15 protein-coding genes are annotated in these 13,655 nt (G+C 73.5%); 7 read left to right on the top strand and 8 right to left on the bottom strand.

The genetic code is table 11. The annotated features are described in order from the left end of the window. Positions 1-83: 83 nt before the first annotated feature. Positions 84-1,046, bottom strand: coding sequence for a DMT family transporter (locus C1I95_RS09060; RefSeq protein WP_111213338.1), 963 nt, complete (start codon positions 1,044-1,046; stop codon positions 84-86). 106 nt (positions 1,047-1,152) lie between these two features. Here C1I95_RS09060 and C1I95_RS09055 point away from each other — a divergent pair, with 106 nt between their 5' ends. Next, on the top strand, positions 1,153-1,863 hold the full coding sequence (locus C1I95_RS09055; RefSeq protein ID WP_111213337.1) for an HAD family hydrolase: 711 nt from the start codon (positions 1,153-1,155) through the stop codon (positions 1,861-1,863). A gap of 24 nt (positions 1,864-1,887) precedes the next feature. Here C1I95_RS09055 and C1I95_RS09050 read toward each other — a convergent pair whose 3' ends face one another. Together C1I95_RS09050 and C1I95_RS09045 are read right to left on the bottom strand one after the other, a co-directional pair. Then, positions 1,888-2,397, bottom strand: coding sequence for a hypothetical protein (locus C1I95_RS09050; RefSeq protein WP_111213344.1), 510 nt, complete (start codon positions 2,395-2,397; stop codon positions 1,888-1,890). Positions 2,398-2,447: 50 nt separating this feature from the next. Further along, a complete protein-coding gene (locus C1I95_RS09045) occupies positions 2,448-3,317 on the bottom strand; it encodes a PhzF family phenazine biosynthesis protein (RefSeq protein WP_111213336.1) in 870 nt (289 codons plus the stop codon). An 82-nt stretch (positions 3,318-3,399) separates the two neighbouring features. Here C1I95_RS09045 and C1I95_RS09040 point away from each other — a divergent pair, with 82 nt between their 5' ends. From C1I95_RS09040 to C1I95_RS09030, 3 genes are all read left to right on the top strand, one after another. Continuing rightward, a complete protein-coding gene (locus C1I95_RS09040) occupies positions 3,400-4,710 on the top strand; it encodes a magnesium transporter MgtE N-terminal domain-containing protein (RefSeq protein ID WP_111213343.1) in 1,311 nt (436 codons plus the stop codon). Continuing rightward, a complete protein-coding gene (locus C1I95_RS09035) occupies positions 4,703-5,293 on the top strand; it encodes a DUF1003 domain-containing protein (protein ID WP_111213335.1) in 591 nt (196 codons plus the stop codon). The genes C1I95_RS09040 and C1I95_RS09035 overlap by 8 nt, the downstream gene beginning before the upstream one ends. Positions 5,294-5,401: 108 nt before the next feature. Then, positions 5,402-6,550: an Mrp/NBP35 family ATP-binding protein gene (locus C1I95_RS09030; RefSeq protein WP_111213334.1), complete on the top strand. Its 1,149-nt coding sequence runs from the start codon at positions 5,402-5,404 to the stop codon at positions 6,548-6,550. 42 nt (positions 6,551-6,592) lie between these two features. On the opposite strand, the gene C1I95_RS09025 is transcribed toward C1I95_RS09030, so the two are convergent. Together C1I95_RS09025 and C1I95_RS09020 are read right to left on the bottom strand one after the other, a co-directional pair. Then, positions 6,593-7,018, bottom strand: a complete 426-nt coding sequence (locus C1I95_RS09025; protein ID WP_111213333.1) for a twin-arginine translocase TatA/TatE family subunit — start codon at positions 7,016-7,018, stop codon at positions 6,593-6,595. Positions 7,019-7,086: 68 nt separating this feature from the next. Then, positions 7,087-8,397 (bottom strand): S1C family serine protease, encoded by a 1,311-nt coding sequence (locus tag C1I95_RS09020; RefSeq protein ID WP_111213332.1) that lies wholly within the window; start codon positions 8,395-8,397, stop codon positions 7,087-7,089. A 194-nt stretch (positions 8,398-8,591) separates the two neighbouring features. On the opposite strand from C1I95_RS09020, the gene C1I95_RS09015 reads away from it, so the two are divergent. Then, on the top strand, positions 8,592-9,266 hold the full coding sequence (locus C1I95_RS09015; RefSeq protein ID WP_438941298.1) for an O-methyltransferase: 675 nt from the start codon (positions 8,592-8,594) through the stop codon (positions 9,264-9,266). 69 nt (positions 9,267-9,335) lie between these two features. Here the strand turns inward: C1I95_RS09015 and C1I95_RS09010 are convergent, their stop codons facing one another. Together C1I95_RS09010 and C1I95_RS09005 are read right to left on the bottom strand one after the other, a co-directional pair. Then, complete coding sequence (locus C1I95_RS09010; RefSeq protein ID WP_111213331.1) at positions 9,336-10,802, bottom strand: leucyl aminopeptidase family protein; 1,467 nt, start codon at positions 10,800-10,802, stop codon at positions 9,336-9,338. Between the two features lie 202 nt (positions 10,803-11,004). Next, positions 11,005-11,172 (bottom strand): DUF3117 domain-containing protein, encoded by a 168-nt coding sequence (locus tag C1I95_RS09005; RefSeq protein ID WP_013283866.1) that lies wholly within the window; start codon positions 11,170-11,172, stop codon positions 11,005-11,007. A 190-nt stretch (positions 11,173-11,362) separates the two neighbouring features. Between C1I95_RS09005 and C1I95_RS09000 the strand changes: the two genes are divergently transcribed. Both C1I95_RS09000 and C1I95_RS08995 read left to right on the top strand, forming a co-directional pair. Further along, on the top strand, positions 11,363-12,187 hold the full coding sequence (locus C1I95_RS09000; RefSeq protein ID WP_111213330.1) for a PaaX family transcriptional regulator: 825 nt from the start codon (positions 11,363-11,365) through the stop codon (positions 12,185-12,187). Then, entirely contained in the window at positions 12,184-12,975 is a 792-nt protein-coding gene (locus C1I95_RS08995; RefSeq protein ID WP_111213329.1) for an enoyl-CoA hydratase-related protein, read from the top strand. Before C1I95_RS09000 ends, C1I95_RS08995 begins: the two co-directional genes overlap by 4 nt. Positions 12,976-13,029: 54 nt before the next feature. Here C1I95_RS08995 and C1I95_RS08990 read toward each other — a convergent pair whose 3' ends face one another. Next, positions 13,030-13,653 (bottom strand): hypothetical protein, encoded by a 624-nt coding sequence (locus tag C1I95_RS08990; RefSeq protein WP_111213328.1) that lies wholly within the window; start codon positions 13,651-13,653, stop codon positions 13,030-13,032. Between the last annotated feature and the right edge of the window lie 2 nt (positions 13,654-13,655).

Genomic DNA, 13,655 nt, shown 5'->3' with positions numbered 1-13,655 from the left:
GGGGAGGCGCGGAGGGTGGGTCGGTGTCCGCCGCTCGGGTCCGGCCACGGCACGGGCCGGCCCATGACGACCACGGGGGACCCTCAGTCGCGCAGCGGGGCGGTGTCGGCGGGCACGGCGGTGGTGACCCGCGAGGTACGGCGGGCCGACCGGGCGCTGGACAGCACCACCACGGCGACGCCGGCCAGCAGCAGGGCCAGGCCGGGCACGGTCACCGGGTCGGGCAGCTGACCCAGCCACGCCCAGCCGAGCAGAGCCGCCCCGGGGGCCTCGAGCAGGATCAGCACGCTGATCGTGGTGGCCGAGATCCGCCGCAGCGCGTAGTTGAACATCGAGTGGCCGAGCAGCTGGGCGCCGCCCACCAGGGCCAGTACGGCCAGCCAGGTCCCGGTGTCGAAGCCGCCCAGCGGCACCTGGCCGACCAGGCAGACCACCAGCAGGATCAGCGCGCACACGCCGTAGCAGATCGTGGTGTAGGTGGCGGTGCTGACCGTGGCCCGGGCCCGCTCGCCCAGCGCGGTGTAGACCGCCGCGAACATGCCCCCGGCCACCGCCAGCAGGTCGCCGACGAAGGCTTCACCGGACAGTTTGAAGTCGGCGCCGGTCGCCAGCACCGCACCGACGACCGCGAGGCCGATGCCGGCCCACATGCCCAGCGGCAGCCGGCGACCCTGGGCCCGGGCGATCAGTCCCTGCCAGACCGGCTGGGTGGCGACCAGCGCCGTCGCGGCGGCCACCGAGGTGAGCTTCGCGCTCGGCATCCAGGTGGCGAAGTGCGCTGCCAGGGCCACCCCGGACAGTACACAGAACACGCCGTCCCGCCGCCCGGTGCCGGTGGTCAGCGATCGGAACTCGGCCCGCCGCCGGGTCAGCGCGAACGGGCTCAGCACGGCCACCGAGAGCAGGTTGCGCCAGAACGCGATGGCCAGGGCAGGCGCGGCGGCGAACGCGATCAGCGGCGCGGACGAGGACACGGCGACGACGGCGAGGGCCAGTGCGCCGGTGGTCAACAGATCCGGCGGCGGGCGGTGGGCTTCAGGTGGCACGAGATGCAATCCTCACACGCCACCGGCCACCACCTACCGTCAGCGTTCGGTTACGATCACGCACGTCCCGTCGGGACCCCTCACCTCGCGCCGGAGGCGCATTCCCATGCCCAGGTTCCAGGCGGTGCTGTTCGACTTCTTCGGCACGCTGACCCGTCCGGTGCAGCGTGGCGCCGGTCACCGCACTACCGCCGAGCTGCTCGGCTGCCCGCCGGACACCTTCATCGAGGTGCTCGACCGCAGCTTCTACGAGCGCGCCAGCGGGCGCTACGGCAGCGCCGAGGCCAGCCTGCGGTGGGTGTGCGAGCAGGCGGGCGTACGTCCGTCGGAGGACGCCCTGCGCGCGGCGGTGGCCGCCCGGCACCGGGCCGTACGGGCGGACACCCGGCTGCGGGACGACGCGGTGCCGACCCTGCGGGCGCTGCGGAAGCGCGGCCTGCGGACCGGCGTGATCAGCGACTGCACGCACGAGCTGCCGGTGTTCCTGCCGGAGCTGGCCGTGGCCCCACTGCTCGACGTCCGGATCTTCTCCATCCAGTTGGGCTGCTGCAAGCCGGACACCGCGCTGTACCTGGCCGCCTGCGCACGGTTGGGCCTGCACCCGCAGGACTGCCTCTACGTCGGCGACGGCGGCAGCCAGGAGCTGACCGGTGCGCAGCGCGCCGGGATGAGCGCCGTCCGGCTGGCCGCGCCCGACCTCGCCGACCACCTGGTCTTCAACGTCGACACCGGGTGGGCCGGCCGGAGGTTGAGCACGCTCGGTGAGGTGCTCGACGTGGTCGAGACAGCGACCGACCCGGTTGGCGCGCGGTGGTGAGGCGGGTACCCGCAGCGGCGGGCGTCAGCGGCGCCGGACGCGGTGCAGCCGGAACGGCTTGCGGGTCACCCGGATCACCGGCGCCGGCCGGGGCGGCTCCGCGAGCGAGTCGGCGGGCAGGTCCCCGCCCTGCACCGGCTCGCCGCCAGCGGCCAGCCGGACCAGCGCGCACCCGTCGGCGGCCCAGCGGGCCACCAGGTCGGCGGTGGGGCCCGGTGCGTTCAGCCGCTTGGCCCCGACCAGCGGGGCCAGCGTGTCCCACTCGTCGGTGCCCGGGGCCACCCGGGTCACCCGCGCCGGCCAGGTGACGATCCGGCCACCGTGGTCACCGCGGAGCGTCACCTGCGCCTCGTCGGCCTCGGCCAGGCCCGGCGCGGCCTGCTCCCCGGGGCCGCTGACCACGAACAGGGCACCTTCCAGTGGCACGCACCACAGGGCGAGCGACGGGCCACCGGCCACCGCGACCCAGGCCACCGAGGCCTTCTTCATCGCCTCGTCGACCAGTGGGGTGCTGTGCTCCGCTGCGTCGGTCACCACCGCATCCTCTCGTACCCGGCCCGGTCGCGCGCCGGCCGATCAGTCGGTCAGCCGACGAACGGCGGGACCAGAATCTCTCCCCGCGCCACCGGCATCACCTGACCGGCGACGCTGGCGCCCACCGGCGTACCACCGGACGCGGTCACCGTGCAGGCCAGCGATGACGGCCGGCCGATCTCGGCACCCTGCTTGACGGTGTACGACGATCGTCCCTCACCCGGCAGCAGGCCGCTGGCGACCAGCCACACCCCGAGCCCGAGCGCGGCGGATCCGGTCGCCGGGTCCTCGGGTACGCCGAGGCCGGGGACGAAGACCCGGGCGTGCGCGGTTTGCGTGGCGGCGTTCCAGGAGAAGACGCTGACATGCTCGATCCCGTACCGCCGGGCCGCCACCGAGTCCACCTGAGCCCTCGCCAGGGCGTCCGGGCGCACCGGCAGGAACGGGAACTCCAGGCCACAGCCGGCCACCCGGGGCGGCGGCCCCACATGGTCCTCGGCGGTCAGTCCGACCATCTCCAGCAATGGCTCCAGGTCGAGTTCGGGACCGAGCGTGGGGGTGCCACCGGTGAGCGTGGCCCCGCCCTCGGTCACCTCGATCGGCAGCACCCCGGCCCCACACTCCTGGGTGACCTGCCCCGCAGCGAACAGGCCCCGCCGGCTGGCGGTCACCGCCGCGCCGACGCTGGGATGGCCGGCGAACGGCAACTCCTCGACCGGGGTGAAGATCCGGGCCCGGTAGGTGGCGCCGACCTGGGTCGCGGGCAGCACGAAAATCGTCTCCGAGAGGTTGAACTCCCGGGCCAGCGCCTGCATCTGCTCCGTGGCCAGCCCTTCGGCGCCGAACACCACCGCGAGCGGGTTCCCCGCGTACGGACGGTCGGTGAAGACGTCCACGATCTCGTAAGCCAAGGTCGACATGTTGATAAACAGTAGGCCCTCAGGGCGGGTGCCGAAGTCACAGCCCGGCCGGGAGTTCGCCGGACGCCCTAGGCTGATGCCCGTGAGCACGCCGACCCGGGTGTACATCGCCCGCCTCGCCGGAGTCGCCGTCTTCGACCCCAACGGCGACCAGGTGGGCCGGGTACGCGACGCCGTGGCCCGAGTGCGGCCGACCCAACGGCCGCCTGAGGTGGTGGGCCTGGTCGCCGAGATGCCGATGCGCCGGCGGATCTTCCTCTCCATCAACCGGATCACCTCGATCGACGCCGACGCGATCGTGCTGGGCAGCGGCACGCTGAACCTGCGCCGGTTCGAGAAGCGCCCGAACGAGCTGCTGGTGCTCCAGGAGCTGCTGGACCGCCGGGTGCAGGTCGAACCGGACGGCCGGGCGGCGACGGTGGTGGACGTGGCGATGGAGTGCAGCCGGGGCGGCGAGTGGTCGCTCACCCGGGTCGCGGTACGCGAACAGACCGGCCGGCTCGCCCGCCGCGGCAACCTGCACCAGGTCGAGTGGGACAAGGTACGCGGGCTCAGTGGCGTCGCCGACGCCCGTGGCACCGCCAACCTGCTGGCCGTACTGGAGGACATGCGCCCGGCCGACCTGGCCAACGCCTTGCAGGATCTTCCCGACGCCCGGCGCATCGAGGTCGCCGCGGCCCTGGACGACGAGCGGCTCGCCGACGTGCTCAGCGAACTGCCCGAGCACGACCAGGTCGAGATCCTCGCCGCGCTGGGCCGCGAGCGGGCCGCCGACATCCTGGAGGAGATGGACCCGGACGACGCCGCCGACCTGCTCGGCGAGCTGTCCCCGCCGGAACAGGACGTACTGCTCGACCTGATGGAACCGGACGAGGCCGACTCGGTGCGGCAACTGCTGAAGTACACGCCGGGCACCGCCGGCAGCGTGATGACCTCCGAACCGGTCATCCTGCCGCCGGACGCCACCGTGGCGGAGGCGCTGGCGCGGATCCGCGAGGAGCAGCTCTCCCCGGCGGTGGCCGCGCAGGTGTTCGTGACCCGCGCGCCGATGACCACTCCCACCGGCCGCTACCTCGGCATGGTGCACTTCCAGCGGCTGCTCCGCGAGCCCCCGGCCGACCTGCTCGGTGGGGTGGTGGTCAACGACATCGACCCGCTGCGCCCGACCACCCCACTGCCGGAGATCACCCGCCGGATGGCGACCTACGATCTGGTGGCCATGCCGGTGATCGACCGGAACAACCGGCTGGTGGGCGCGGTCACCGTCGACGACGTGCTGGACCATTCGCTGCCCCGGGACTGGCGGGACCGCGACGCGGTGACGAGCCCCGCCCCGGGCTCGGTGGCGAGCACGCCGGCCCCCGACGCGGCGACGGAGAGTACGCATGACTGAGCAGCGACGGGGCGAGCGGCTGGACCTGCCGCGGGAGCCGCGTGGGGTGCGGCTCCCCCGGGTCGACCAGGAGACCTTCGGCCGGTGGGCCGAGGGAATCGCGCGCGGCATGGGCACGGCGCTCTTCATCGTCTACATGACCCTGGTCCTGGCGCTCTGGTTCGTCTGGAACACCCTGGTGCCGGCGAGCCTGCGCTTCGACCCGTACACCTTCACCTTCCTCACCCTGATCCTGTCCATCCAGGCGTCGTACGCGGCACCACTGATCCTGCTGGCACAGAACCGCCAGTCGGACCGGGATCGGGTGGCCCTTGAGGAGGACCGGCGGCGGGCGACCATGCAGAAGGCCGAGACGGAGTACCTGGCCCGGGAGATCGCGGCGCTGCGGATCGCGCTCGGCGAGGTGGCGACCCGGGACTTCGTCCGCTCGGAGCTGTCCCGGCTGGCCGAGGAGCTGGACGAGGCGGCCCAACGGCGGCAGCGGCTGGAGCGCCGGCAACGGGAGGGAGCCGCCCCCGGCACGACCGACGGTCCCGCGCTCGACGAACCCCGCGACGAGGTGGACGGCGATCGCACCCGGTGAGGGACGCCGCCACGCTGGTGCCGCCGTCAGCCGGAGAGCTGATCGACTCGCTCACAACCATTGCCGCTGGCGCAGGTGGCGGATCGCGACCGACGTAGCATTGCGGGCATGTCAGCTCCCGTCAGCACCGTCAACGACGCAGTCCAGGCCGCCCTGGCCACCGTCAACGACCCGGAGATCCGCCGGCCGATCACCGAACTCGGCATGGTGCGCTCCGCCGAGGTCGGCGAGGACGGTGTGGTCCGGGTCGAACTGCTGCTCACCGTGGCCGGCTGCCCGCTGAAGGACAAGCTGCGGTCGGACATCACCGCCGCCGTGGGCGCGGTGCGCGGGGTCACCGGCGTGGAGATCGAGTTCGGCGTGATGAGCACCGAGCAGCGCCAGGGACTCCAGGCCAAGCTGCGCGGTGGCGGCGCGACCGCGGAGCCGGTCATCCCGTTCGCCCAGCCCGGCTCCCGCACCCGGGTGTACGCGGTGGCCAGCGGCAAGGGCGGGGTGGGCAAGTCCAGCGTGACGGTGAACCTGGCTGCGGCGCTGGCCGCCCGGGGCCTCTCCGTCGGCGTGGTGGACGCGGACATCTACGGACACTCGGTGCCCCGGATGCTCGGCGCGGACGGTCGTCCCACCCGGGTCGAAGACATGATCATGCCGCCGCAGGCGCACGGCGTGAAGGTCATCTCGATCGGCATGTTCACCGCCGGCAACGCCGCCGTGGTCTGGCGCGGCCCGATGCTGCACCGCGCATTGCAGCAGTTCCTCGCCGACGTCTACTGGGGCGACCTCGACGTCCTCCTGCTCGACCTGCCGCCGGGCACCGGCGACGTGGCCATCTCCCTGGCCCAGCTGCTGCCCAACGCCGAGATCCTGGTGGTCACCACGCCCCAGGCCGCCGCCGCCGAGGTGGCCGAGCGGGCCGGCGCGATCGCCCTGCAGACCCACCAGCGGGTGGTCGGCGTGATCGAGAACATGTCCTGGCTGGAGCTGCCGGACGGTTCCCGGATGGAGATCTTCGGGGCCGGCGGTGGCCAGACCGTCGCCGACTCGCTGACGCAGACCATCGGCGCACAGGTGCCGCTGCTGGGTCAGGTGCCGCTCGACACCCGGGTCCGCGAGGCGGGCGACGAGGGGAACCCGATCGTGCTCGCCGCGCCGGACTCGCCGGCGGCGAAGGCCCTGGGCCAGGTCGCCGACCGGCTCGCGCTGCGCCGTGAGTCGCTGCTCGGCAAGCCGTTGGGCCTCAAGCCGTCCGGCCGCTAGGGCCGGTGTCACCGAGGTGTCGGGCCGAGGCCCTGAACTGCCTCAGGTGATCTCATCGTAGTTGGCGGCGCGGGGAGCCGGTGCCGGGGTGGCGGTGCCACCGCCGGTCGAGGAGGAGCGGGGCGTGCGGGGATCCGCCGCCGTGGCCACCTCCTTGAGATCGTTCTGCACGTTGCTGACGTCCGCGCGCAGGTTGTCGTAGACGCCCTGCAACGGCTTCCGGATCGCCTGCTCGTCCTCCTCGCTGAGCAGGTGCTTGCGGATGAACGCCTTGGGGTGCAGATCCTCCAGCTGGATGTCGGTGCCCAGCTCCTTGCTCAGGTCGGTGGTGGCGTTGCGGGCCATGTTGCGCAGGTTGCGCACCATCCGCAGCCCGTCACTGATCACCACGGGCAGCCGGTCGCCGAAGATCAGCAGCGCCAACAGCAGCAGCGCGCCGACCTCCCACATGTTCAGGTTCTCGAACACCTAGGCCTCCTCCTGGCTACCGCAGCCAGAGTACGCACGTCAGGGGCCTCGCCAGAAGAGGTGAGAGGTCACTTCGCATCCGCGGCGAGGGTCACCGAGGCGTTCTGCCGGTCGGATCCCCGGCGGTACTCGACGGTCACCACCGAGCCGGGCGCGTACTTGCGGACCAGGGCGATCAGGTCGGTCGGCTCGGTCATCGGGCGACCGTTGAGCTTCAGGATCACGTCACCGGCCTTGAGCCCCGCGCCGGCGGCCGGGCCGGCCGGCTCGACCGCCGCGAGGCGCACCCCGGAGCCGCCGCTACCCGAGCCGGGTCCGCCCACCTGGGCACCGATCACCGTCCGGCGGGCCTTGCCGGTGCCGATGATGTCCTGGGTGATCCGCTTGGCCTGGTTGATCGGGATAGCGAAGGCGAGGCCGATGTTGCCGGCCTCCTGGCCGTCCGCGACCAGCGACTTGATCGTGGAGTTGACGCCGATCACCCGCCCCGCCGCGTCGACCAGTGGCCCGCCTGAGTTGCCGTGGTTGACCGCGGCGTCGGTCTGGATCGCCGCGTAGTAGCGGATCGGTCCGCCCGGTTCGCCCGCATGCATCGTCCGGTCCAGGGCGCTGACGATGCCTGCGGTGACGGTGTTCGCCAGCGACAGCGGCGAACCGATGGCCAGCACCGGGTCGCCCACGGCCAGCGCGTCGGAGTCGCCGAACTCGACCGGACGCAGGCCGGTGCGGGAGACTTTGATCACAGCGATGTCGGACTCCGGGTCCTGGCCGACCAGCGTGGCCGAGGCCGAACTCCCGTCGTTGAAGATCACCGACGCCTTGCCGGTGCCGCCGGCTACCACGTGGTCGTTCGTGATCACATGCCCGTCGGCGCTGGCGATGAAGCCGGAACCCTCGCTGGTGCCGCCCACCCCGGCCACCCGGACGGTGACCACGCTGGGCAAAACGCGCTCCGCGACCCCGGCCAGCGACTCCGGCGGGCGCTGCGCGAGCGTGGGGGCCGACCCCGGCGCGGCGCCGAGCACCGTCCCGGCCGCGCCGCCACGGACGGCGAAGGCGTACCCGAGTGCGCCGCCGAGCGTGCCGGCGAGCAGCGCGGCGACCAGCGGGATGAGCATCAACTGGTGCAGCTTCGGCCGGCCGGGTGCGTCCGGATCGGTGACCGGTTCCGGCTCGGTGCCCGGAACCGGCGCCGCCGGTATCACCACCGCCGTCGGAGCGTTCGGATCCCGCCACGGGTCGGCGAGCGCGTCGGACCACCACGGCGAAGCGGTCACGTGGCCGCCCTCCCCCGGTGTCGCCGGCGGCTGTCCGGGCCCCGGCTGTCCCGCCGGTGCGCCGCCCGCGCCGGGCTGGCGCCAGTCCCAGCCGTCGGTCACTCGGTGCCTCCCAGTCCGTCCCCGGTATCCACGATCCGCGATCAAGCGCCGCCCCGGTGCGGTCGACCGGATACCGCCTCCAGGATTGCACGGATGTGCCGCGTGGGGTCAGCGGTTGTCACTGCGGGTGGACGCGCGGCTGCGCCCGTGGCGGGCCGCCTCTAGAGTCACAGTGCCCACCCGCCCTGCGCTTCATGCTCGCCGCCCGGAGGTGTCCCATCGCCACGGTCGCCGGTTCCGGCAGTTCGACGAACCCGGCTCTGCACTTCGCCGAGTCGTACGTCACGGAGGATCTCGTGCTGCGGACCGCGCGCAGCCTCGCCCACGAGGTCGGTCTCGACGCGGTCACCCCGGGTGCCGGCGCGGCGTTGCGCCTGCTCGCCGCCGCCGGCAACGCCCGTGCGGTGGTCGAGATCGGCACCGGCACCGGGGTCAGCGGCGTGTGGCTGCTGCGTGGCATGCGCGCCGACGGGGTGCTCACCACCATCGACGTCGAGGTGGAGCACCAGCGGATCGCGCGGCGCATCTTCGCCGAGGCCGGCTTCGTCGCGGGCCGTACGCGGATCATCACCGGCCGGGCGCTGGACGTGCTCCCCCGGCTCGCGGACGGCGCGTACGACCTGGTCTTCGTCGACGCCGAGGCGACCGGCTTCACCGCCTGCGTGGACGCCGCGCTGCGGCTGCTGCGTCCGGGAGGTGTGCTGGTGCTCAACGGCGCGCTCGCCGGGGGCCGGATCGGTGACCCGGCGGCCCGCGACGCGGAGACCGTGACGGTACGCGAGACGGTGAAGGCCGTCCGCGAGTCGGAGCACTGGATCCCGGCGGTGCTGCCGGTCGGGCACGGGCTGCTCGCCGCGATCAGGTGCTGATCCGGCCGCAGCCCGGCCGAGCGTCGCCCGACGGATTCCGCCGGCACCGGCCGGCGGTCCCGGTCGAGGTCAGGACAGCGTGGCCAGCCAGCGCAGCAGCCCGCGTACGCCCCAACCGGTCGCGCCCCGGGTCAGCTCCGCGTCGTCGCGCTCGCACCAGGAGGGCGCGGACATGTCGATGTGCAGCCAGCGCTCCCGCAGGTCGCCGGTGAACTCCCGCAGGTAGAGCGCGGCCAGCACGGAACCGGCGCCCTGCGTCGGGGCGCTGTGCAGGTCGGCCAGGTCGCTGCCGAGGTGCTCCACGTAGTCGGCGGCCAGCGGCATCCGCCAGGCGGCCTCGCCGGCCGCGTCGATGGCGGCCAGCAGGTCCTCGGCGAGCTGGTCGTTGTCGCTGTAGAGGGCACCGGTGCGGGTGCCGAGCGCGACCGCGTTCGCGCCGGTCAGGGTGGCCAGGTCGAGCAGCAGGTCCGGCTTGAGTTCCTGCACGGCGTACGCCAGCGCGTCGGCGAGGACCAGCCGCCCCTCGGCGTCGGAGTTGGTCGTCTCGCTGGTCAGCCCGCCGTAGTGCCGGACGATGTCGCCCGGCCGGAACGCGGCGCCGCTGACCATGTTCTCGGCCAGCGGGGCGAGCGTGGTGATCCGGACCGGCAGCCGCAGCGCCGCCGCGCCGAGCGTCGCCGCGACGACGGCCGCCGCCCCGGCCATGTCCTTGCGCATCAGCTTCATCGCCGGCACCGGCTTGATCGAGATGCCGCCGGTGTCGAAGGTGATGCCCTTGCCGACCAGCACCACGTGGGTGCGGGCGTCGGCCGGTTGCCAGTCCAGCTCGACCAGGCGTGGGCCGCTGGCCGAGCCGCCGCCGACGGCGAGGATCCCGCCGAATCCCTCGGCCGCCAGTTGCTCCGGCTCGCGCACCCGCAGCCGGAGTCCGGGCAGGTCGGTGGCGGCCTCGGCGATCTGGTCGGCGAACCATTGCGGGTTCTTGACCGAGGAGGGGGTGTTGGTGAGGTCGCGGGCCAGCCGGGTCATCCGGGCGGTCGTCCGCGCCAGTTCCACGGCCGGCTCGTACGCCTCCGGGTCGGTGACCGCCAGGTCGACGCCGGTCAGCGCGGGAGCGTCGGCGTCGGCGCCCAGCCGGAACCGGTACGAGCCGAGCAGCAGTCCCTCGACCAGCCCCCGGACCGCCTCCGGTGACACCCCGGCCGGCAGCGCGAGTGTGACGTGCGTCTCATCTCGGGCCGCCCGCACCACCGCCGCGCCGACCGTCCGCCAGGCCGCCTCGTCGCCCTCGCCGACGCCGAGCAGCAGCAGCCGGGCGGGGGTGCGCCCCGGTCGCAGTTGGGCACGGACCTCGCCGGCCCGGCCGGCGAACCGCGCCATCGGGGCCAGCGCGGCCGCCTCCTCGGCGACCCCGTCGGGCAACGCCACCGCGGTCGGCACCGGCGCCGCCGGCGCGTCGTCGGCAGCTCCGGGTCGGACGGGCAGGGCCACGGTGTCGAGCCGGTCCGGCTCGGCGGTCAGACGGATGGCGAGCACGCGGAGCCGTACCTCCTGAGAGAAGCGCGGGGGCGGACGCCCCCGCGAATGGTGCGCTCGGGGCGTTTGGCCCCGGAAGATGATGTGAAGGCCCTGAGCCACCGGCGGGAGCCGGTGGCTCAGGGCACGGGCGCGCCTGCTGGAGGCCCGCCCCGGACGAACCGTTCCGCGGCGGCGAGCGTCGCCGACGAACCGGCCTTGATCAGCCGGCGGCCGCCTTGAGCGCGTCACCGAGAGCCGTCGCCTCGTCGGGAGTCATCTCGACGACGAGCCGGCCACCGCCCTCCAGCGGGACCCGCATGACGATGCCCCGGCCCTCCTTGGTGACTTCCAGCGGACCGTCGCCCGTCCGCGGCTTCATCGCCGCCATGTTGTCTCCCCTCAGACCTACACCAGGGTCGGTGGGTTGCCCCACAGCCACTTCGCCATGACCACCCGCAACTTGCGCGGGAGTGTCGACCAACGATTTTCCCTGATGAACACCGCCGGACCCAAACCGAAGCAGCATTGATGTAACAGCATCTAGCTTATCCCGAGATGGCCTGTCACAATGTGCGGTCATGCAGGCACGGTCGGCGCTCTTCGACCTGTACGGCGACCACCTCCGGCCCCGGGGTGGTCGTGCACCGGTTGCCGCCCTGGTCAGACTCTTGTCACCCCTCGGGATCGCCCCGCCGGCCGTGCGGACGGCGGTCTCCCGGATGGTGCGCCAGGGCTGGCTCGAACCGGTGAAGCTGACCTCCGGACCGGGATATTCGATCACACCGAAGGCGGCCCGCCGGCTGGACGAGGCCGCCTCCCGGATCTACCGCACCGGCCGGGTCAGCTGGGACGGACGGTTCGACCTGCTGGTGCTGGACGCGCCGAGCGCCCGCCGGGACCGCCAGCGGCTCGCCGCCAACCTGCGCTTCCTCGGCTACGGCACGCTCGACGAGCAGACCTGGGTGGCCACCCGGCCCGCCGAGGACGTCGACGTGCTGCTCGGTGAGGCGGGCGTACGCTTCGAGCGGTTCAGCGCCGCGCACGCCGCCGGCACCCCGGGCGCGATGGGCCTGGTCCGCCGGGCCTGGGACCTGGCCGAGATCGGCCGGGCGTACGAGCAGTTCGTCGCCGACCAGCGTCCGCTGCTGACCGGGGTCACCGCCCGCAGCGGTGACGAGGAGGCGTACGCGGCCCGATTCCGGTTGGTGCACGCGTGGCGTACCTTCCTCTTCCGGGACCCGCAGCTGCCCCCGGCGCTGCTGCCCGAACGCTGGCCCGGCACCGCCGCGGCCGGCTTCTTCGACCGGCACGCGGCCCGGCTCCGGCCAGCCGCGGACCGGTACGTCGAGCAGTGCCTCGACGGTGGTAACCGGATAGTCCAACAGAAGGGCCGCCAGACGTGACCGAGCCGCTGCTCGTCGACCGCACCGACGCCGTCGCCACCCTCACGCTGAACCGCCCGGCGGCGATGAACGCGCTCGACGTGGCGCTCAAGGAAGCGCTCCGGGACACCCTCGCCGAACTGGAGGCCGACCGCACCTGCCGGGCGGTGGTACTCGCCGGGGCCGGCGGGTCGTTCTGTGCGGGTCAGGATCTGCGCGAGCACGTGGCCACCCTCCAGTCGGGCACCGGGAAGCCTCTGGACACCGTTGCGGCGCACTACAACCCGATCGCGGCCCGGCTGGCCAACCTGCCCAAGCCGGTGGTGGCCGCAGTGCGCGGGATGGCCGCCGGGGCGGGTGCCTCACTGGCGTTCCTGGCCGACATCCGCATCGGCGGGCCGTCGACCAGCTTTCTGATGGCGTTCGCCAAGGTCGGGCTCGCCGCCGACACCGGCGCGTCCTGGACGCTGCCCCGGCTGGTCGGCCATGCCAAGGCCGTCGAGCTGCTGATGCTGGCCGAGCCGGTACGTGCCGAGGAGGCGAGCCGGCTGGGCCTGCTCAACCGGATGGTGGCCGACGACGACAGCGTGCTGCCGACCGCCCAGGAACTCGCCGCCCGGCTCGCCGCCGGCCCGACCGTGGCGTACGGCGCGATCAAGCGTCAGCTCTCGGTGGCCGACGCCGGCACCCTGGCCGACGCGCTGGCCGCCGAGGCGCAGGCGCAGGCGATCTGCGGCCGCACCACCGACCACCACGCGGCCACCATGGCCTTCGTCAACAAGCAAAAGCCGGTCTTCGAGGGCCGCTGAGCCGCCGGCGGAGGACGCCGCCGCGGTGGCGGACGGCGCTGCGGTGCCGGCGGGTCAGTCGTCCTCCTCCGGATCCTGGTTCGCCTCGGCACCGAGCACGAAAGCCTGCATGGCCAGCTCGTCGCCGGACGGCGACACGAAGGCGGGCAACTCCCGCGGGCCCAGCTCCTGCACGTACGCCCAGAACAGCCGGACCGCCTCCGCCGGCGAGTCGGCCTCGATCGGCAGATCCAGGCTGACCAGCCAGGACCGGCGTTGCGGCGGCGGGCCGAGCCGGTCGACCAGCTCACGGAACGCCGCTGGGTCGAGCGCGGTCACCGGCCCGCCGAGGGCCAGCGCGTCGGCCGGCACCGGCTCGTCGAAGGCCCGCCGGGTGTACGCCACCACCAGCGCGTCGGGACCCCGGTCGGACTGCGGGTCGTCCGGATCCTCTGGGCGGCGGGTCGTCGGCGCGGCCACCCGGCCCACCGCCACCAGCCGGGGTGGCTCGTCGGCCAACACCGCGACCTGGTCACCCGGGCGGGGCAGGGCCAGATCGTCCAGCCCGGTCAACTCCAGCGTGTCGTGGTGGACGAGCCGCTCGGCGTCGTACCGGCCGGCGGGCAGGAGCACCGCCCAGGTGCCCGCGCCGTCCGCGTAGCTCGCTCCGTTCACCCGGTGTGCGGTGTCGGTCGTCATGT

The sequence above is a fragment of the Micromonospora craterilacus genome, from assembly GCF_003236315.1.
GTDB lineage: Bacteria > Actinomycetota > Actinomycetes > Mycobacteriales > Micromonosporaceae > Micromonospora > Micromonospora craterilacus.
Note: the sequence above shows the minus strand (reverse complement) of the source record. Positions and strands in the feature narration are given on the sequence as shown.